This window comes from Leclercia sp. LSNIH8 (assembly GCF_002920195.1).
Taxonomy (GTDB): Bacteria; Pseudomonadota; Gammaproteobacteria; order Enterobacterales; family Enterobacteriaceae; genus Enterobacter.
Window position 1 is genome coordinate 1 of the sequence record NZ_PQJY01000019.1, and the last position, 16047, is coordinate 16047.

The window sequence follows — 16047 nt, forward strand, 5'->3', positions numbered from 1 at the left end:
CAGAAGGCGTTGAGATGGTAATGCCAGGCGACAACATCAAAATGGTTGTTACCCTGATCCACCCAATCGCAATGGACGATGGTCTGCGTTTCGCAATCCGCGAAGGCGGCCGTACCGTTGGCGCGGGTGTTGTTGCTAAAGTTCTGGGCTAATTAATTATCCCTGAATTAAAAAGGACGCTTCGGCGTCCTTTTTTGTTTTCAGCGTTTATGGCTGTCACAAATTTTCGTATTTTTTGTTCGCTCCCGCCCCGCATCTTCGTGCTTGTGCTATTGTAATCATAATTATTCTCACTTACACTTTGCACATATTTTGAACGGGAGTGGTTATGTACGTTTGTTTATGTAACGGTGTGAGTGATAAAAAAATTCGTCAGGCCGTTCGCCAGTTTCACCCTCAATCTTTTCAGCAGCTGCGTAAGTTTGTTCCGGTTGGAAATCAATGTGGTAAGTGCGTTCGCGCTGCTCGCGAGATTATGCAGGACGAATTGATGCAGATCCCGGAATACAAAGAGATTGCCTGAGGCTCATACTTTTCTTTTGACATCCCTGTAGCCCCATCTACGCTTCAATGAGTGGAAGCGGAGGGACTATAATGAAAGGTGATATCAAAATCATAAGTTATCTCAATAAATTATTGGGAAATGAGCTTGTCGCAATCAACCAATACTTTCTCCATGCGAGAATGTTCAAAAACTGGGGGCTGACTCGCCTCAACGATATTGAATACCATGAGTCCATCGATGAGATGAAGCACGCTGATAAGTACATCGAGCGTATTCTGTTCCTCGAGGGTATCCCCAACCTGCAGGATCTCGGCAAGCTGGGTATCGGCGAAGATGTTGAAGAGATATTGCGTTCGGATCTGACGCTGGAGCTCGAAGGGGCGAAAGATCTGCGTGAAGCTATTGCTTATGCAGACAGCGTTCATGACTACGTCAGCCGCGATATGATGATTGAGATTCTGGCCGATGAAGAAGGGCACATCGACTGGCTGGAAACAGAACTGGATCTTATCAGTAAAATTGGGCTGCAAAATTACCTCCAGTCGCAAATTAAAGTGGAAAGCTGATCAGGCTTTGCCCGCTCATCATTAAACCCGCTGCCGCCATGAAAGGTCCAAATGGCAGTGGGTTTTTTAATATCTGTTCCCCGGGTTTACACATCGCCAGTATGAGAAGGTAAAGCGTAGCCAGCAAAGCTGCTGATAATGCCAGCACAGGAAGTACGCACCATCCGTGCCATGCGCCCAGCGCACCCAGATACTTTACGTCACCGTAACCCAGCCCTTCACGCTTACGTAGCAGCCTGTAACCCCAATAAATAATCGCGAATCCTGTGTACCCCGCTATCGCCCCTGCGACGGCGGCAGGCAGCCGCTCGGGTTGAAGACAGAGGTGATAAAGCAGACCAACCCATAGTAGCGGGCAGAGATATCGGTCCGGAAGCAGATGTGAGCGGATATCCTCGCGAACTAACAGTGCTGTTAATCCCAGGTAGGCAAAAAAGAAGGGGAGGAGAGTAAGCATTGGCGTAAACCTCAATAGAATGTTTGCCTCCATATTCCATGCACCCCAAAGGTGAAACAAACGGCAAACTAAAACGCTGCGAGACGCCTTCCTGCCTGTTATTACGACAATGTACGATTGCATCGTATTTACGAGGGGTCACGCAAAATTGAGCTCTGCCGTCTATTTTCTAAACTGGGCTTGCGTCCTGCCCAGATTTACGTATAATGCGCGGGCTTGTCGTAATTGACAGCTGGTTCAATCTGAACCCCGGGCAGCAATCTTTTTCAGTTGCCTAACAATGCTCCCAATCGGGGAGCTACGTAAGAACGGTTACACTCTCCCATCAATCGTAATGGGTCTGAGTAGTGATCATTTTCGTTTATAAAATAATTGGAGCTCTGGTCTCATGCAGAACCAAAGAATCCGTATCCGCCTTAAAGCGTTTGATCATCGTCTGATCGATCAATCAACCGCGGAAATCGTCGAGACTGCTAAGCGCACTGGTGCGCAAGTCCGTGGTCCGATCCCGCTGCCGACCCGCAAAGAGCGCTTTACCGTTCTGATCTCCCCGCACGTTAACAAAGACGCGCGTGATCAGTACGAGATCCGCACTCACAAGCGTCTGGTTGACATCGTTGAGCCAACTGAGAAAACCGTTGATGCTCTGATGCGTCTGGATCTGGCTGCCGGTGTAGACGTGCAGATCAGCCTGGGTTAATCAGGTCATCGAGCGATTGAGAGGTTGATACAATGATTGGTTTAGTCGGTAAAAAAGTGGGTATGACCCGCATCTTCACTGAAGATGGCGTTTCTATCCCAGTAACCGTAATCGAAGTTGAAGCAAACCGCGTTACTCAGGTTAAAGATCTGGCTAACGATGGCTACCGCGCTATTCAGGTTACCACTGGTGCTAAAAAAGCTAACCGTGTAACCAAGCCAGAAGCGGGTCACTTCGCTAAAGCTGGCGTAGAAGCTGGCCGTGGTCTGTGGGAATTCCGCCTGGCTGAAGGCGAAGAGTTCACCGTAGGTCAGGACATTAGCGTTGAACTGTTTGCTGAAGTTAAAAAAGTTGACGTAACCGGTACCTCTAAAGGTAAAGGTTTTGCCGGTACCGTTAAGCGCTGGAACTTCCGTACCCAGGACGCTACTCACGGTAACTCCTTGTCTCACCGCGTTCCGGGTTCTATCGGTCAGAACCAGACTCCGGGCAAAGTGTTCAAAGGCAAGAAAATGGCAGGTCAGCTGGGTAACGAACGTGTAACCGTTCAGAGCCTGGACGTAGTACGTGTTGACGCTGAGCGCAACCTGCTGCTGGTTAAAGGTGCGGTCCCGGGTGCAACCGGTAGCGACCTGATCGTTAAACCAGCTGTGAAGGCGTAAGGGGATAGCAATGGAATTAGTATTGAAAGACGCGCAGAGCGCGCTGACTGTTTCCGAAACTACCTTCGGTCGTGATTTCAACGAAGCGCTGGTTCACCAGGTTGTTGTTGCTTATGCAGCTGGTGCTCGTCAGGGTACTCGTGCTCAGAAGACTCGTGCTGAAGTAACTGGTTCCGGCAAAAAGCCGTGGCGCCAGAAAGGTACTGGCCGTGCGCGTTCAGGTTCTATCAAGAGCCCGATCTGGCGTTCCGGTGGCGTGACCTTCGCTGCTCGCCCGCAGGACCACAGTCAAAAAGTTAATAAAAAGATGTACCGCGGCGCGCTGAAAAGCATCCTGTCCGAGCTGGTACGTCAGGATCGTCTGATCGTTGTCGAATCTTTCTCTGTAGAAGCGCCTAAAACTAAGCTGCTGGCACAGAAACTGAAAGACATGGCTCTGGAAGATGTGCTGATCATCACCGGTGAGCTGGACGAGAACCTGTTCCTGGCCGCACGTAACCTGCACAAGGTTGACGTACGCGATGCGACTGGTATCGACCCGGTTAGCCTGATCGCCTTCGACAAAGTCGTAATGACTGCTGATGCTGTTAAGCAAGTTGAGGAGATGCTGGCATGATTCGTGAAGAACGTCTGCTGAAGGTGCTGCGCGCACCGCACGTTTCTGAAAAAGCGTCTACTGCGATGGAAAAAACTAACACCATCGTTCTCAAAGTTGCTAAAGACGCGACCAAAGCAGAAATCAAAGCTGCTGTGCAGAAACTGTTTGAAGTCGAAGTCGAAGTCGTTAACACCCTGGTAGTTAAAGGGAAAGTTAAACGTCACGGACAGCGTATCGGTCGTCGTAGCGACTGGAAAAAAGCTTACGTCACCCTGAAAGAAGGCCAGAATCTGGACTTCGTTGGCGGCGCTGAGTAAGTCGGAGGAGTAATACAATGGCAGTTGTTAAATGTAAACCGACATCTCCGGGTCGTCGCCACGTTGTTAAAGTGGTTAACCCTGAGCTGCACAAGGGCAAGCCTTTTGCTCCGTTGCTGGAAAAGAACAGCAAATCCGGTGGTCGTAACAACAATGGCCGTATCACCACTCGTCACATCGGTGGTGGCCACAAGCAGGCTTATCGTATTGTTGACTTTAAACGCAACAAAGACGGTATCCCAGCAGTTGTTGAGCGTCTTGAGTACGATCCGAACCGTTCCGCGAACATCGCGCTGGTTCTGTACAAAGATGGCGAACGCCGTTACATCCTGGCCCCTAAAGGCCTGAAAGCTGGCGACCAGATTCAGTCTGGCGTTGATGCTGCAATCAAAGCAGGTAACACCCTGCCGATGCGCAATATCCCGGTTGGTTCTACCGTTCATAACGTAGAAATGAAACCAGGTAAAGGCGGTCAGCTGGCACGTTCCGCTGGTACTTACGTTCAGATCGTTGCGCGTGATGGTGCTTATGTCACCCTGCGTCTGCGTTCTGGTGAAATGCGTAAAGTCGAAGCAGACTGCCGCGCTACCCTGGGCGAAGTTGGCAATGCTGAGCATATGCTGCGCGTTCTGGGTAAAGCAGGTGCTGCACGCTGGCGTGGTGTTCGTCCTACCGTTCGCGGTACTGCGATGAACCCAGTCGACCACCCACATGGTGGTGGTGAAGGTCGTAACTTTGGTAAGCACCCGGTAACTCCGTGGGGCGTTCAGACCAAAGGTAAGAAGACCCGCAGCAACAAGCGTACTGATAAATTTATCGTACGTCGCCGTAGCAAATAATATTAGAGGATAAGCCATGCCACGTTCTCTCAAGAAAGGTCCTTTTATTGACCTGCACTTGCTGAAGAAGGTAGAGAAAGCGGTGGAAAGCGGAGACAAGAAGCCCCTGCGCACTTGGTCCCGTCGTTCAACGATCTTTCCTAACATGATCGGTTTGACCATCGCTGTCCATAATGGTCGTCAGCACGTTCCAGTATTCGTTTCCGATGAAATGGTCGGTCACAAACTGGGTGAATTCGCACCGACTCGTACTTATCGCGGCCACGCTGCTGATAAAAAAGCGAAGAAGAAATAAGGTAGGAGGAAGAGATGGAAACTTTAGCTCAACATCGCCATGCTCGTTCTTCTGCTCAGAAGGTTCGCCTTGTTGCTGACCTGATTCGCGGTAAGAAAGTGTCGCAGGCCCTGGATATTCTGACCTACACCAATAAGAAAGCGGCTGTACTGGTCAAGAAAGTTCTGGAATCTGCCATTGCTAACGCTGAACACAACGATGGCGCTGACATTGACGATCTGAAAGTTGCGAAAATTTTCGTAGACGAAGGCCCGAGCATGAAGCGCATTATGCCGCGTGCGAAAGGTCGTGCAGATCGCATCCTGAAGCGCACCAGCCACATTACTGTGGTTGTGTCCGATCGCTGAGACTCTGGAGACTAGCAATGGGTCAGAAAGTACATCCTAATGGTATTCGCCTGGGTATTGTAAAACCATGGAACTCAACCTGGTTTGCGAACACCAAAGAATTCGCTGACAACCTGGACAGCGATTTTAAAGTACGTCAGTACCTGACTAAGGAACTGGCTAAAGCGTCCGTATCTCGTATCGTAATCGAGCGTCCGGCTAAGAGCATCCGTGTAACTATTCACACTGCTCGTCCTGGCATCGTTATCGGTAAGAAAGGCGAAGACGTAGAAAAACTGCGCAAGGTCGTAGCGGATATCGCTGGCGTTCCTGCACAGATCAATATCGCTGAAGTTCGTAAGCCTGAACTGGACGCAAAACTGGTTGCTGACAGCATCACTTCTCAGCTGGAACGTCGTGTTATGTTCCGTCGTGCTATGAAGCGTGCTGTACAGAACGCAATGCGTCTGGGCGCTAAAGGTATCAAAGTTGAAGTTAGCGGCCGTCTGGGCGGCGCGGAAATCGCACGTACCGAATGGTACCGCGAAGGTCGCGTACCGCTGCACACTCTGCGTGCTGACATCGACTACAACACCTCTGAAGCGCACACCACTTACGGTGTAATCGGCGTTAAGGTATGGATCTTCAAAGGTGAGATCCTGGGTGGTATGGCTGCTGTTGAACAACCGGAAAAACCGGCTGCGCAACCTAAAAAGCAGCAGCGTAAAGGCCGTAAATAAGGAGCGTCGCTGATGTTACAACCAAAGCGTACAAAATTCCGTAAAGTGCACAAAGGCCGCAACCGTGGTCTGGCGCAGGGTACGGATGTTAGCTTCGGCACTTTCGGTCTGAAAGCTGTTGGCCGTGGTCGTCTGACTGCACGTCAGATCGAAGCAGCACGTCGTGCTATGACCCGTGCAGTTAAGCGTCAAGGTAAAATTTGGATCCGTGTATTCCCGGACAAACCAATTACCGAGAAGCCGCTGGAAGTTCGTATGGGTAAAGGTAAAGGTAACGTGGAGTACTGGGTTGCCTTGATTCAGCCGGGCAAAGTCCTTTATGAAATGGACGGTGTTCCGGAAGAGCTGGCCCGTGAAGCCTTCGGCCTGGCAGCAGCGAAACTGCCTATTAAAACCACCTTTGTAACTAAGACGGTGATGTAATGAAAGCAAATGAGCTGCGTGAAAAAAGCGTAGAAGAGCTGAACGCTGAGCTGCTGAACCTGCTGCGTGAGCAGTTCAACCTGCGTATGCAGGCTGCAAGTGGCCAGCTGCAACAGACTCACCTGCTGAAGCAAGTGCGTCGTGATGTTGCACGCGTTAAGACTTTACTGACTCAGAAGGCGGGTGCGTAATGACCGATAAAATCCGTACTCTGCAAGGTCGTGTTGTTAGCGACAAAATGGAGAAATCCATCGTTGTTGCTATCGAGCGCGTTGTGAAACACCCGATCTACGGTAAATTCATCAAGCGTACGACCAAACTGCACGTACATGACGAGAACAACGAATGTGGTATCGGTGACGTGGTAGAAATCCGCGAATGCCGTCCACTGTCCAAGACTAAGTCCTGGACGCTGGTTCGCGTTGTAGAGAAAGCGGTTCTGTAATAGAGTAGCCTTCTCGATACGAATAAACGGCTCAGCGATGAGCCGTTTATTTTTTCTACCCATATTGCAGAAGCGGTGTTATAATGCCGCGCCCTCGATATGGGGCTTTTTAACGGCTCTGATTTTAGAGTCTCAGGTAGTAGTTGACATTAGCGGAGCACTAAAATGATCCAAGAACAGACTATGCTGAACGTCGCCGACAACTCCGGTGCACGTCGCGTAATGTGTATCAAGGTTCTGGGTGGCTCGCACCGTCGCTACGCAGGCGTAGGCGACATCATCAAGATCACCATCAAAGAAGCAATTCCACGTGGTAAGGTCAAGAAAGGTGATGTGCTGAAAGCGGTAGTGGTGCGCACCAAGAAGGGTGTTCGTCGCCCTGACGGTTCTGTCATTCGCTTCGATGGTAATGCATGCGTTATTTTAAACAATAACAGCGAGCAGCCTATCGGCACGCGTATCTTTGGGCCGGTAACTCGTGAACTTCGTACTGAGAAGTTCATGAAAATTATCTCTCTGGCACCAGAAGTACTCTAAGGAGCGAATCATGGCAGCGAAAATCCGTCGTGATGACGAAGTTATCGTGTTAACCGGTAAAGATAAAGGTAAACGCGGTAAAGTAAAAAATGTCCTGTCTTCCGGCAAGGTCATTGTTGAAGGTATCAACCTGGTTAAGAAACATCAGAAGCCGGTTCCGGCCCTGAACCAGCCAGGTGGCATCGTTGAAAAAGAAGCTGCTATTCAGGTTTCTAACGTTGCAATCTTCAATGCGGCAACCGGCAAGGCTGACCGTGTAGGCTTTAGATTCGAAGACGGCAAAAAAGTCCGTTTCTTCAAGTCTAACAGCGAAACTATCAAGTAATTTGGAGTAGTACGATGGCGAAACTGCATGATTACTACAAAGACGAAGTAGTTAATAAGCTCATGACTGAGTTTAACTACAATTCTGTCATGCAAGTCCCTCGGGTCGAGAAGATCACCCTGAACATGGGTGTTGGTGAAGCGATCGCTGACAAGAAACTGCTGGATAACGCAGCAGCTGACCTGGCAGCTATCTCCGGTCAAAAACCGTTGATCACCAAAGCACGCAAATCTGTTGCAGGCTTCAAAATCCGTCAGGGCTATCCGATCGGCTGTAAAGTAACTCTGCGTGGCGAACGCATGTGGGAGTTCTTTGAGCGCCTGATCACTATTGCTGTACCTCGTATCCGTGACTTCCGTGGCTTGTCCGCTAAGTCTTTCGACGGTCGTGGTAACTACAGCATGGGTGTCCGTGAGCAGATCATCTTCCCAGAAATCGACTACGATAAAGTCGACCGCGTGCGTGGTTTGGATATTACCATTACCACTACTGCGAAATCTGACGAAGAAGGCCGTGCTCTGCTGGCTGCCTTTGACTTCCCGTTCCGCAAGTAAGGTAGGGTTACTGAATGGCTAAGCAATCAATGAAAGCACGCGAAGTAAAGCGCGTAGCTTTAGCTGATAAATTCTTCGCTAAACGCGCTGAACTGAAAGCGATCATTTCTGATGTGAACGCTTCCGACGAAGATCGTTGGAATGCAGTTCTCAAGCTGCAGACTCTGCCGCGTGATTCCAGCCCGTCTCGTCAGCGTAACCGCTGCCGTCAAACTGGTCGTCCGCACGCTTTCCTGCGGAAGTTCGGGTTGAGCCGTATCAAGGTCCGTGAAGCCGCAATGCGCGGTGAAATCCCGGGTCTGAAAAAGGCTAGCTGGTAATTGTCACCAATTGAATCACGGGAGTAAAGACAGATGAGCATGCAAGATCCGATCGCGGATATGCTGACCCGTATCCGTAACGGTCAGGCCGCGAACAAAGCTGCGGTCACCATGCCTTCCTCCAAGCTGAAAGTGGCAATCGCCAACGTGCTGAAGGAAGAAGGTTTTATCGAAGATTTTAAAGTTGAAGGCGACACCAAGCCTGAACTGGAACTTACTCTTAAGTATTTCCAGGGCAAGGCTGTTGTAGAAAGCATTCAGCGTGTCAGCCGCCCAGGTCTGCGCATCTACAAACGTAAAGATGAGCTGCCAAAAGTTATGGCCGGCATGGGTATCGCAGTTGTTTCTACCTCTAAAGGTGTTATGACTGATCGTGCAGCGCGCCAGGCTGGTCTTGGTGGCGAAATTATCTGCTACGTAGCCTAATCGGAGGAAAAAATGTCTCGTGTTGCTAAAGCACCGGTCGTTGTTCCTGCCGGCGTTGATGTAAAAATCAACGGTCAGGTTATTACGATCAAAGGTAAAAACGGCGAGCTGACTCGTACTCTCAACGATGCTGTTGAAGTTACTCATGCAGATAACGCTCTGACTTTCGGCCCACGTACTGGTTACGTTGATGGCTGGGCTCAGGCTGGTACCGCGCGTGCCCTGCTGAACTCAATGGTTATCGGTGTTACCGAAGGCTTCACTAAGAAGCTGCAGCTGGTTGGTGTAGGTTATCGTGCAGCGATCAAAGGGAACGCAGTAAGCCTGGCTCTGGGCTTCTCTCACCCTGTTGAACACGCGCTGCCAGCAGGTATTACTGCAGAATGCCCGTCTCAGACTGAAATCGTGCTGAAAGGCGCTGATAAACAGCTGATCGGTCAGGTTGCAGCAGATCTGCGCGCCTACCGTCGTCCTGAGCCTTACAAAGGCAAGGGTGTTCGTTACGCCGACGAAGTCGTGCGTACCAAAGAGGCTAAGAAGAAGTAAGGTAACACTATGGATAAGAAATCTGCTCGTATCCGTCGTGCGACCCGCGCACGCCGCAAGCTCAAAGAGCTGGGTGCAACTCGCCTGGTGGTACATCGTACCCCGCGTCACATTTACGCACAGGTAATTGCACCGAACGGTTCTGAAGTTCTGGTAGCTGCTTCTACTGTAGAAAAAGCTATCTCTGAACAATTGAAGTACACCGGTAACAAAGACGCCGCTGCAGCTGTAGGTAAAGCTGTTGCTGAACGCGCTCTGGAAAAAGGCATCAAAGATGTTTCCTTTGACCGTTCCGGGTTCCAATATCATGGTCGTGTCCAGGCACTGGCAGATGCTGCCCGTGAAGCTGGCCTTCAGTTCTAAGGTAGAGGTGTAAGATGGCTCACATCGAAAAACAAGCTGGCGAACTGCAGGAAAAGCTGATCGCGGTTAACCGCGTATCTAAAACCGTTAAAGGTGGTCGTATTTTCTCCTTCACAGCTCTGACTGTAGTTGGCGATGGTAACGGTCGCGTTGGTTTTGGTTACGGTAAAGCGCGTGAAGTTCCAGCAGCGATCCAGAAAGCGATGGAAAAAGCCCGTCGCAATATGATTAACGTCGCGCTGAACCACGGCACCCTGCAGCACCCAGTTAAGGGTACTCACACGGGTTCTCGTGTCTTCATGCAGCCGGCTTCCGAAGGTACCGGTATCATCGCCGGTGGTGCAATGCGCGCCGTTCTGGAAGTCGCTGGGGTTCATAACGTTCTGGCTAAAGCATACGGTTCCACCAACCCGATCAACGTGGTTCGTGCAACTATTGATGGCCTGGAAAATATGAAATCTCCAGAAATGGTCGCTGCCAAGCGTGGTAAATCCGTTGAAGAAATTCTGGGGTAATTGACCATGGCAAAGACTATTAAAATTACACAAACCCGCAGTGCAATCGGACGTCTGCCGAAACACAAGGCAACGCTGCTTGGCCTGGGTCTGCGTCGTATTGGTCATACCGTTGAGCGCGAGGATACTCCTGCTGTACGTGGTATGGTCAACGCGGTTTACTTCATGGTTAAAGTTGAGGAGTAAGAGATGCGTTTAAATACTCTGTCTCCGGCCGAAGGCTCTAAAAAGGCGGGTAAACGCCTGGGTCGTGGTATCGGTTCTGGCCTCGGCAAAACCGGTGGTCGTGGTCACAAAGGTCAGAACTCTCGTTCTGGCGGTGGCGTACGTCGCGGTTTCGAGGGTGGCCAGATGCCACTGTACCGTCGTCTGCCGAAGTTCGGCTTCACCTCTCGCAAATCAGCGATCACAGCCGAAGTTCGTCTGTCTGACCTGGCGAAAGTTGAAGGCGGCGTTGTAGACCTGAACACGCTGAAAGCAGCAAACATTATCGGTATTCAGATCGAGTTCGCGAAAGTGATCCTGTCTGGTGAAGTTTCTACCCCGGTAACTGTTCGTGGCCTGCGTGTTACTAAAGGTGCTCGTGCTGCTATCGAAGCTGCTGGCGGTAAAATTGAGGAATAAGTAGCAGATGGCTAAACAACCGGGATTAGATTTTCAAAGTGCCAAAGGTGGGCTTGGCGAACTGAAACGCAGACTTTTGTTTGTGATCGGTGCGCTGATTGTTTTCCGTATTGGCTCTTTTATTCCGATCCCTGGTATTGATGCCGCTGTACTTGCCAAACTGCTTGAGCAACAGCGTGGCACCATCATTGAAATGTTTAACATGTTCTCTGGTGGTGCTCTCAGCCGTGCTTCTATCTTTGCTCTGGGTATCATGCCGTACATTTCGGCATCGATTATTATCCAGCTGCTGACGGTCGTTCATCCGGCCCTGGCAGAACTGAAGAAAGAAGGGGAGTCTGGTCGTCGTAAGATCAGCCAGTACACCCGCTACGGTACTCTGGTGCTGGCGATATTCCAGTCGATCGGTATTGCTACCGGTCTACCGAATATGCCTGGTATGCAGGGCCTGGTTATTAACCCAGGCTTTGCATTCTATTTCACCGCTGTTGTAAGTCTGGTTTCAGGAACAATGTTCCTGATGTGGCTCGGCGAACAAATTACTGAACGGGGTATCGGTAACGGTATTTCGATCATTATTTTCGCCGGTATTGTCGCGGGACTCCCGCCAGCCATTGCCCATACTATCGAGCAAGCGCGTCAAGGCGACCTGCACTTCCTCCTGTTGCTGTTGGTTGCAGTATTAGTATTTGCAGTGACGTTCTTTGTTATTTTCGTTGAACGTGGTCAACGCCGCATTGTGGTAAACTACGCGAAACGTCAGCAAGGTCGTCGTGTCTATGCTGCACAGAGCACACATTTACCGCTGAAAGTGAATATGGCAGGGGTAATCCCGGCAATCTTCGCTTCCAGTATTATTCTGTTCCCGGCGACCATCGCGTCATGGTTCGGGGGCGGGACTGGTTGGAACTGGCTGACAACAATTTCGCTGTATTTGCAGCCTGGGCAACCGCTTTATGTGTTACTCTATGCGTCTGCGATCATCTTCTTCTGTTTCTTCTACACGGCGTTGGTCTTCAACCCGCGTGAAACAGCAGATAACCTGAAGAAGTCCGGTGCATTTGTACCAGGAATTCGTCCGGGAGAGCAAACGGCGAAGTATATCGATAAAGTAATGACCCGCCTGACTCTGGTTGGTGCGCTTTATATTACCTTTATCTGCCTGATCCCGGAGTTCATGCGTGATGCAATGAAAGTACCGTTCTACTTCGGTGGGACCTCACTGCTTATCGTTGTTGTCGTGATTATGGACTTTATGGCTCAAGTGCAAACTCTAATGATGTCAAGTCAGTACGAGTCTGCATTGAAGAAGGCGAACCTGAAAGGCTACGGCCGCTAATAGGTCGCCCGAGAAGTTACGGAGAGTAAAAATGAAAGTTCGTGCTTCCGTCAAGAAATTATGCCGTAACTGCAAAATCGTTAAGCGTGATGGTGTCATCCGTGTGATTTGCAGTGCCGAGCCGAAGCATAAACAGCGCCAAGGCTGATTATTTCGCATATTTTTCTTGCAAAGTTGGGTTGAGCTGGCTAGATTAGCCAGCCAATCTTTTGTATGTCTGTACGTTTCCATTTGAGTATCCTGAAAACGGGCTTTTCAGCATGGTGCGTACATATTAAATAGTAGGAGTGCATAGTGGCCCGTATAGCAGGCATTAACATTCCTGATCAGAAACATGCTGTGATCGCATTAACTTCGATCTATGGCGTCGGCAAGACCCGTTCTAAAGCCATTCTGGCTGCAGCGGGTATCGCTGAAGATGTTAAGATCAGTGAGCTGTCTGAAGAACAAATCGACACGCTGCGTGACGAAGTTGCCAAATTTGTCGTTGAAGGTGATCTGCGCCGTGAAGTTAGCATGAGCATCAAGCGCCTGATGGATCTTGGTTGCTATCGCGGTTTGCGTCATCGTCGTGGTCTGCCAGTACGCGGTCAGCGTACTAAGACCAACGCACGTACCCGTAAGGGTCCGCGCAAACCGATCAAGAAATAATCGGGGTGATTGAATAATGGCAAAGGCACCAGTTCGTGCACGTAAGCGTGTAAGAAAACAAGTCTCTGACGGCGTGGCTCATATCCATGCTTCTTTCAACAACACCATCGTTACTATTACTGATCGTCAGGGTAACGCGCTGGGTTGGGCAACAGCCGGTGGTTCCGGTTTCCGTGGTTCTCGCAAATCCACTCCGTTCGCAGCTCAGGTTGCAGCAGAGCGTTGCGCTGAAGCCGTAAAAGAATACGGCATCAAGAATCTGGAAGTTATGGTAAAAGGTCCGGGTCCGGGTCGCGAATCTACCGTTCGTGCTCTGAACGCCGCTGGTTTCCGCATCACTAATATTACTGATGTGACTCCGATCCCTCATAACGGTTGTCGTCCGCCGAAAAAACGTCGCGTATAACGCGTTCGTTTTCCAGGTTTGTTGGAGATAGAAAATGGCAAGATATTTGGGTCCTAAGCTCAAGCTGAGCCGTCGTGAGGGCACCGACTTATTCCTTAAGTCTGGCGTTCGCGCGATCGATACCAAGTGTAAAATTGAACAAGCTCCTGGCCAGCACGGTGCGCGTAAACCGCGTCTGTCTGACTATGGTGTGCAGTTGCGTGAAAAGCAAAAAGTTCGCCGTATGTACGGTGTGCTGGAGCGTCAGTTCCGTAACTACTATAAAGAAGCAGCACGTCTGAAAGGCAACACCGGTGAAAACCTGTTGGCTCTGCTGGAAGGTCGTCTGGACAACGTTGTATACCGTATGGGCTTTGGCGCCACTCGTGCTGAAGCACGTCAGATGGTTAGCCATAAAGCAATCATGGTAAACGGTCGTGTTGTTAACATCGCTTCTTATCAGGTTAAAGCGAATGACGTTGTTAGCATTCGTGAGAAAGCGAAAAAGCAATCTCGCGTGAAAGCCGCTCTGGAGCTGGCTGAGCAGCGTGAAAAGCCAACCTGGCTGGAAGTTGATGCTGGCAAGATGGAAGGTACGTTCAAGCGTCAGCCAGAACGTTCTGATCTGTCTGCGGACATTAACGAACACCTGATCGTCGAGCTTTACTCCAAGTAAAGCTTAGTACCAAAGAGAGGACACAATGCAGGGTTCTGTGACAGAGTTTCTAAAACCGCGCCTGGTAGATATCGAGCAAGTGAGTTCGACGCACGCCAAGGTGACCCTTGAGCCTTTAGAGCGTGGCTTTGGCCATACTCTGGGTAACGCACTGCGCCGTATTCTGCTCTCATCGATGCCGGGTTGCGCGGTGACCGAGGTTGAGATTGATGGTGTACTTCATGAGTACAGCACCAAAGAAGGCGTTCAGGAAGATATCCTTGAAATCCTGCTCAACCTGAAAGGGCTGGCGGTGAGAGTTCAGGGTAAAGATGAAGTTATTCTTACTCTGAATAAATCTGGCATTGGCCCTGTGACTGCAGCCGACATCACCCACGACGGTGATGTTGAAATCGTCAAGCCGCAGCACGTGATCTGCCACCTGACCGATGAGAACGCAGCTATTAGCATGCGTATCAAAGTTCAGCGCGGTCGTGGTTATGTGCCGGCTTCTGCCCGAATTCATTCGGAAGAAGATGAGCGCCCAATCGGCCGTCTGCTGGTCGACGCATGCTACAGCCCTGTAGAGCGTATTGCCTACAATGTTGAAGCAGCGCGTGTAGAACAGCGTACCGACCTGGACAAGCTGGTCATCGAAATGGAAACCAACGGCACAATCGATCCTGAAGAGGCGATTCGTCGTGCGGCAACCATCCTGGCAGAACAACTGGAAGCTTTCGTTGACTTACGTGATGTACGTCAGCCGGAAGTGAAAGAAGAGAAACCAGAATTCGATCCGATCCTGCTGCGCCCTGTTGACGATCTGGAATTGACTGTCCGCTCTGCTAACTGCCTCAAGGCAGAAGCTATCCACTATATCGGTGATCTGGTACAGCGTACCGAGGTTGAGTTGCTGAAAACGCCGAACCTGGGTAAAAAATCTCTTACTGAGATTAAAGACGTGCTGGCTTCACGTGGTCTGTCTCTGGGCATGCGCCTGGAAAACTGGCCACCAGCAAGCATTGCTGACGAGTAACCGGATCACAGGTTAAGGTTTTACTGAGAAGGATAAGGTCATGCGCCATCGTAAGAGTGGTCGTCAACTGAACCGCAACAGCAGCCATCGCCAGGCTATGTTCCGCAACATGGCAGGTTCACTGGTTCGTCATGAAATCATCAAGACGACCCTGCCTAAAGCGAAAGAGCTGCGTCGCGTAGTTGAGCCGCTGATTACTCTTGCCAAGACTGACAGCGTTGCTAATCGTCGTCTGGCATTCGCCCGTACTCGTGATAACGAGATCGTGGCAAAACTGTTTAACGAACTGGGCCCGCGTTTCGCGAGCCGTGCCGGTGGTTACACTCGCATTCTGAAGTGTGGCTTCCGTGCAGGCGACAACGCGCCGATGGCTTACATCGAGCTGGTTGATCGTTCAGAGAAAGCAGAAGCTGCTGCAGAGTAATCTGCAGTAACGTAAAAAAACCCGCCTCGGCGGGTTTTTTTATATCTGCTGAATCCCCATTTTCTACACTAGTCATATTCTTTTCCTTCTTACTGGAGTTTTGCTATGTGGTTATTGGACCAATGGGCAGAACGACACATTCTGGATGCCCAGCGCCAGGGTGAATTCGATGACCTGCCCGGCAGTGGCCAGCCGCTGAAACTGGATGATGATTCACATGTCCCCCCCGAGCTTAGAGCAGCCTACCGCATGTTAAAAAATGCGGGTTGCCTCCCTCCTGAACTTGAACAGCGTAAAGAGGCGATCGAACTGTCTCAGTTGCTCACCACAGTCAAAGAGGGCACTGCAGCGCATGCGGATTACACTCGCCGTCTCGCCCTTCTGGAACTAAAGCTTCGCCAGGCGGGAGCGAGTACTGAGTTTCTGCGCGGGGACTATGCTGAACGTCTAATGCAAAAAATGAAGGAGGAGTAG

33 protein-coding genes are annotated in these 16047 nt (G+C 50.5%); 32 read left to right on the top strand and 1 reads right to left on the bottom strand.

From position 1 onward, the window contains the following. The 3 genes from C3406_RS24970 to bfr all read left to right on the top strand — a co-directional run. A partial coding sequence (locus tag C3406_RS24970; RefSeq protein WP_001693259.1) for an EF-Tu C-terminal domain-related protein occupies positions 1-152 on the top strand: 152 nt, incomplete at its 5' end. A gap of 176 nt (positions 153-328) precedes the next feature. Further along, a complete protein-coding gene (gene bfd, locus C3406_RS24975) occupies positions 329-523 on the top strand; it encodes a bacterioferritin-associated ferredoxin (protein ID WP_059180778.1) in 195 nt (64 codons plus the stop codon). A gap of 71 nt (positions 524-594) precedes the next feature. Continuing rightward, on the top strand, positions 595-1071 hold the full coding sequence (gene bfr, locus C3406_RS24980) for a bacterioferritin (protein ID WP_103177268.1): 477 nt from the start codon (positions 595-597) through the stop codon (positions 1069-1071). Here the strand turns inward: bfr and C3406_RS24985 are convergent. After that, complete coding sequence (locus C3406_RS24985) at positions 1055-1528, bottom strand: prepilin peptidase (RefSeq protein WP_103825491.1); 474 nt, start codon at positions 1526-1528, stop codon at positions 1055-1057. The genes bfr and C3406_RS24985 overlap by 17 nt on opposite strands. 388 nt (positions 1529-1916) lie before the next feature. On the opposite strand from C3406_RS24985, the gene rpsJ reads away from it, so the two are divergent. The 29 genes from rpsJ to C3406_RS25130 all read left to right on the top strand — a co-directional run bounded on the left by rpsJ (position 1917) and on the right by C3406_RS25130 (position 16047). Next, complete coding sequence (rpsJ, locus tag C3406_RS24990) at positions 1917-2228, top strand: 30S ribosomal protein S10 (RefSeq protein WP_001181005.1); 312 nt, start codon at positions 1917-1919, stop codon at positions 2226-2228. Between the two features lie 32 nt (positions 2229-2260). Next, positions 2261-2890 (top strand): 50S ribosomal protein L3, encoded by a 630-nt coding sequence (rplC, locus tag C3406_RS24995; protein ID WP_006817279.1) that lies wholly within the window; start codon positions 2261-2263, stop codon positions 2888-2890. A 10-nt stretch (positions 2891-2900) separates the two neighbouring features. Continuing rightward, entirely contained in the window at positions 2901-3506 is a 606-nt protein-coding gene (rplD, locus tag C3406_RS25000; RefSeq protein ID WP_003031119.1) for a 50S ribosomal protein L4, read from the top strand. Next, entirely contained in the window at positions 3503-3805 is a 303-nt protein-coding gene (gene rplW, locus C3406_RS25005; RefSeq protein ID WP_000617546.1) for a 50S ribosomal protein L23, read from the top strand. Before rplD ends, rplW begins: the two co-directional genes overlap by 4 nt. Before the next feature lie 17 nt (positions 3806-3822). Then, entirely contained in the window at positions 3823-4644 is an 822-nt protein-coding gene (rplB, locus tag C3406_RS25010; protein WP_000301859.1) for a 50S ribosomal protein L2, read from the top strand. A gap of 16 nt (positions 4645-4660) precedes the next feature. Further along, positions 4661-4939, top strand: a complete 279-nt coding sequence (rpsS, locus tag C3406_RS25015; protein ID WP_001138115.1) for a 30S ribosomal protein S19 — start codon at positions 4661-4663, stop codon at positions 4937-4939. Between the two features lie 14 nt (positions 4940-4953). Next, positions 4954-5286 carry a 50S ribosomal protein L22 gene (gene rplV / locus C3406_RS25020; RefSeq protein ID WP_002919773.1) on the top strand — a complete coding sequence of 111 codons (333 nt, stop codon included), beginning with the start codon at positions 4954-4956 and terminating at the stop codon, positions 5284-5286. 17 nt (positions 5287-5303) lie between these two features. Continuing rightward, a complete protein-coding gene (gene rpsC / locus C3406_RS25025) occupies positions 5304-6005 on the top strand; it encodes a 30S ribosomal protein S3 (RefSeq protein WP_000529945.1) in 702 nt (233 codons plus the stop codon). Between the two features lie 12 nt (positions 6006-6017). Beyond that, the gene (gene rplP / locus C3406_RS25030; RefSeq protein WP_002919759.1) at positions 6018-6428 is read left to right on the top strand and encodes a 50S ribosomal protein L16; all 411 of its coding nucleotides are present in this window, start codon (positions 6018-6020) and stop codon (positions 6426-6428) included. Beyond that, positions 6428-6619, top strand: a complete 192-nt coding sequence (gene rpmC, locus C3406_RS25035) for a 50S ribosomal protein L29 (RefSeq protein ID WP_032614707.1) — start codon at positions 6428-6430, stop codon at positions 6617-6619. The genes rplP and rpmC overlap by 1 nt, the downstream gene beginning before the upstream one ends. After that, a complete protein-coding gene (gene rpsQ / locus C3406_RS25040; RefSeq protein WP_008457160.1) occupies positions 6619-6873 on the top strand; it encodes a 30S ribosomal protein S17 in 255 nt (84 codons plus the stop codon). Before rpmC ends, rpsQ begins: the two co-directional genes overlap by 1 nt. Positions 6874-7038: 165 nt before the next feature. Beyond that, on the top strand, positions 7039-7410 hold the full coding sequence (gene rplN, locus C3406_RS25045) for a 50S ribosomal protein L14 (protein WP_002919748.1): 372 nt from the start codon (positions 7039-7041) through the stop codon (positions 7408-7410). A 10-nt stretch (positions 7411-7420) separates the two neighbouring features. Next, entirely contained in the window at positions 7421-7735 is a 315-nt protein-coding gene (gene rplX, locus C3406_RS25050; RefSeq protein WP_000729185.1) for a 50S ribosomal protein L24, read from the top strand. Between the two features lie 14 nt (positions 7736-7749). Further along, the gene (gene rplE, locus C3406_RS25055; RefSeq protein ID WP_007702494.1) at positions 7750-8289 is read left to right on the top strand and encodes a 50S ribosomal protein L5; all 540 of its coding nucleotides are present in this window, start codon (positions 7750-7752) and stop codon (positions 8287-8289) included. Between the two features lie 14 nt (positions 8290-8303). Continuing rightward, a complete protein-coding gene (gene rpsN, locus C3406_RS25060; protein WP_042396030.1) occupies positions 8304-8609 on the top strand; it encodes a 30S ribosomal protein S14 in 306 nt (101 codons plus the stop codon). A 33-nt stretch (positions 8610-8642) separates the two neighbouring features. Further along, positions 8643-9035: a 30S ribosomal protein S8 gene (gene rpsH, locus C3406_RS25065; protein WP_003031127.1), complete on the top strand. Its 393-nt coding sequence runs from the start codon at positions 8643-8645 to the stop codon at positions 9033-9035. A gap of 12 nt (positions 9036-9047) precedes the next feature. Beyond that, positions 9048-9581, top strand: a complete 534-nt coding sequence (rplF, locus tag C3406_RS25070; RefSeq protein ID WP_103177266.1) for a 50S ribosomal protein L6 — start codon at positions 9048-9050, stop codon at positions 9579-9581. Positions 9582-9590: 9 nt separating this feature from the next. Beyond that, positions 9591-9944 (top strand): 50S ribosomal protein L18, encoded by a 354-nt coding sequence (rplR, locus tag C3406_RS25075; protein ID WP_039076817.1) that lies wholly within the window; start codon positions 9591-9593, stop codon positions 9942-9944. 14 nt (positions 9945-9958) lie between these two features. Further along, entirely contained in the window at positions 9959-10459 is a 501-nt protein-coding gene (rpsE, locus tag C3406_RS25080; protein WP_007369821.1) for a 30S ribosomal protein S5, read from the top strand. A 6-nt stretch (positions 10460-10465) separates the two neighbouring features. Then, positions 10466-10645 (top strand): 50S ribosomal protein L30, encoded by a 180-nt coding sequence (gene rpmD, locus C3406_RS25085; RefSeq protein ID WP_003863301.1) that lies wholly within the window; start codon positions 10466-10468, stop codon positions 10643-10645. 3 nt (positions 10646-10648) lie between these two features. Beyond that, complete coding sequence (gene rplO, locus C3406_RS25090) at positions 10649-11083, top strand: 50S ribosomal protein L15 (protein WP_039032065.1); 435 nt, start codon at positions 10649-10651, stop codon at positions 11081-11083. A 7-nt stretch (positions 11084-11090) separates the two neighbouring features. Then, a complete protein-coding gene (gene secY / locus C3406_RS25095) occupies positions 11091-12422 on the top strand; it encodes a preprotein translocase subunit SecY (protein WP_103177265.1) in 1332 nt (443 codons plus the stop codon). A gap of 31 nt (positions 12423-12453) precedes the next feature. Continuing rightward, positions 12454-12570, top strand: coding sequence for a 50S ribosomal protein L36 (rpmJ, locus tag C3406_RS25100; protein ID WP_000868187.1), 117 nt, complete (start codon positions 12454-12456; stop codon positions 12568-12570). A gap of 146 nt (positions 12571-12716) precedes the next feature. Next, entirely contained in the window at positions 12717-13073 is a 357-nt protein-coding gene (gene rpsM / locus C3406_RS25105) for a 30S ribosomal protein S13 (RefSeq protein WP_003031135.1), read from the top strand. Between the two features lie 16 nt (positions 13074-13089). Further along, complete coding sequence (rpsK, locus tag C3406_RS25110) at positions 13090-13479, top strand: 30S ribosomal protein S11 (RefSeq protein ID WP_003863312.1); 390 nt, start codon at positions 13090-13092, stop codon at positions 13477-13479. A 34-nt stretch (positions 13480-13513) separates the two neighbouring features. Then, a complete protein-coding gene (gene rpsD / locus C3406_RS25115) occupies positions 13514-14134 on the top strand; it encodes a 30S ribosomal protein S4 (protein ID WP_032614687.1) in 621 nt (206 codons plus the stop codon). A 25-nt stretch (positions 14135-14159) separates the two neighbouring features. Further along, on the top strand, positions 14160-15149 hold the full coding sequence (locus tag C3406_RS25120; RefSeq protein ID WP_002919219.1) for a DNA-directed RNA polymerase subunit alpha: 990 nt from the start codon (positions 14160-14162) through the stop codon (positions 15147-15149). 40 nt (positions 15150-15189) lie between these two features. Further along, positions 15190-15573, top strand: coding sequence for a 50S ribosomal protein L17 (gene rplQ, locus C3406_RS25125; protein WP_001216368.1), 384 nt, complete (start codon positions 15190-15192; stop codon positions 15571-15573). 105 nt (positions 15574-15678) lie between these two features. Then, the gene (locus C3406_RS25130; protein ID WP_103825481.1) at positions 15679-16047 is read left to right on the top strand and encodes a DnaJ family domain-containing protein; all 369 of its coding nucleotides are present in this window, start codon (positions 15679-15681) and stop codon (positions 16045-16047) included.

Bases quoted from the DNA above. Each gene is read 5' to 3' on its own strand.
- secY (WP_103177265.1), top strand. From the start codon at position 11,091: ATGGCTAAACAACCGGGATTAGATTTTCAAAGTGCCAAAGGTGGGCTT.
- rpsQ (WP_008457160.1), top strand. From the start codon at position 6,619: ATGACCGATAAAATCCGTACTCTGCAAGGTCGTGTTGTTAGCGACAAA.
- rpmC (WP_032614707.1), top strand. From the start codon at position 6,428: ATGAAAGCAAATGAGCTGCGTGAAAAAAGCGTAGAAGAGCTGAACGCT.
- rpsS (WP_001138115.1), top strand. From the start codon at position 4,661: ATGCCACGTTCTCTCAAGAAAGGTCCTTTTATTGACCTGCACTTGCTG.
- bfr (WP_103177268.1), top strand. From the start codon at position 595: ATGAAAGGTGATATCAAAATCATAAGTTATCTCAATAAATTATTGGGA.
- rpsK (WP_003863312.1), top strand. From the start codon at position 13,090: ATGGCAAAGGCACCAGTTCGTGCACGTAAGCGTGTAAGAAAACAAGTC.
- rplX (WP_000729185.1), top strand. From the start codon at position 7,421: ATGGCAGCGAAAATCCGTCGTGATGACGAAGTTATCGTGTTAACCGGT.
- C3406_RS24985 (WP_103825491.1), bottom strand. From the start codon at position 1,528: ATGCTTACTCTCCTCCCCTTCTTTTTTGCCTACCTGGGATTAACAGCA.
- rplC (WP_006817279.1), top strand. From the start codon at position 2,261: ATGATTGGTTTAGTCGGTAAAAAAGTGGGTATGACCCGCATCTTCACT.
- rplW (WP_000617546.1), top strand. From the start codon at position 3,503: ATGATTCGTGAAGAACGTCTGCTGAAGGTGCTGCGCGCACCGCACGTT.
- rplQ (WP_001216368.1), top strand. From the start codon at position 15,190: ATGCGCCATCGTAAGAGTGGTCGTCAACTGAACCGCAACAGCAGCCAT.
- rplD (WP_003031119.1), top strand. From the start codon at position 2,901: ATGGAATTAGTATTGAAAGACGCGCAGAGCGCGCTGACTGTTTCCGAA.
- rpsC (WP_000529945.1), top strand. From the start codon at position 5,304: ATGGGTCAGAAAGTACATCCTAATGGTATTCGCCTGGGTATTGTAAAA.
- rplN (WP_002919748.1), top strand. From the start codon at position 7,039: ATGATCCAAGAACAGACTATGCTGAACGTCGCCGACAACTCCGGTGCA.
- rplO (WP_039032065.1), top strand. From the start codon at position 10,649: ATGCGTTTAAATACTCTGTCTCCGGCCGAAGGCTCTAAAAAGGCGGGT.
- rpmJ (WP_000868187.1), top strand. From the start codon at position 12,454: ATGAAAGTTCGTGCTTCCGTCAAGAAATTATGCCGTAACTGCAAAATC.
- C3406_RS25130 (WP_103825481.1), top strand. From the start codon at position 15,679: ATGTGGTTATTGGACCAATGGGCAGAACGACACATTCTGGATGCCCAG.
- rpsD (WP_032614687.1), top strand. From the start codon at position 13,514: ATGGCAAGATATTTGGGTCCTAAGCTCAAGCTGAGCCGTCGTGAGGGC.
- rpsH (WP_003031127.1), top strand. From the start codon at position 8,643: ATGAGCATGCAAGATCCGATCGCGGATATGCTGACCCGTATCCGTAAC.
- C3406_RS25120 (WP_002919219.1), top strand. From the start codon at position 14,160: ATGCAGGGTTCTGTGACAGAGTTTCTAAAACCGCGCCTGGTAGATATC.
- rplE (WP_007702494.1), top strand. From the start codon at position 7,750: ATGGCGAAACTGCATGATTACTACAAAGACGAAGTAGTTAATAAGCTC.
- rpsJ (WP_001181005.1), top strand. From the start codon at position 1,917: ATGCAGAACCAAAGAATCCGTATCCGCCTTAAAGCGTTTGATCATCGT.
- bfd (WP_059180778.1), top strand. From the start codon at position 329: ATGTACGTTTGTTTATGTAACGGTGTGAGTGATAAAAAAATTCGTCAG.
- rplV (WP_002919773.1), top strand. From the start codon at position 4,954: ATGGAAACTTTAGCTCAACATCGCCATGCTCGTTCTTCTGCTCAGAAG.
- rplB (WP_000301859.1), top strand. From the start codon at position 3,823: ATGGCAGTTGTTAAATGTAAACCGACATCTCCGGGTCGTCGCCACGTT.
- rplF (WP_103177266.1), top strand. From the start codon at position 9,048: ATGTCTCGTGTTGCTAAAGCACCGGTCGTTGTTCCTGCCGGCGTTGAT.
- rpmD (WP_003863301.1), top strand. From the start codon at position 10,466: ATGGCAAAGACTATTAAAATTACACAAACCCGCAGTGCAATCGGACGT.
- rplP (WP_002919759.1), top strand. From the start codon at position 6,018: ATGTTACAACCAAAGCGTACAAAATTCCGTAAAGTGCACAAAGGCCGC.
- rplR (WP_039076817.1), top strand. From the start codon at position 9,591: ATGGATAAGAAATCTGCTCGTATCCGTCGTGCGACCCGCGCACGCCGC.
- rpsN (WP_042396030.1), top strand. From the start codon at position 8,304: ATGGCTAAGCAATCAATGAAAGCACGCGAAGTAAAGCGCGTAGCTTTA.
- rpsE (WP_007369821.1), top strand. From the start codon at position 9,959: ATGGCTCACATCGAAAAACAAGCTGGCGAACTGCAGGAAAAGCTGATC.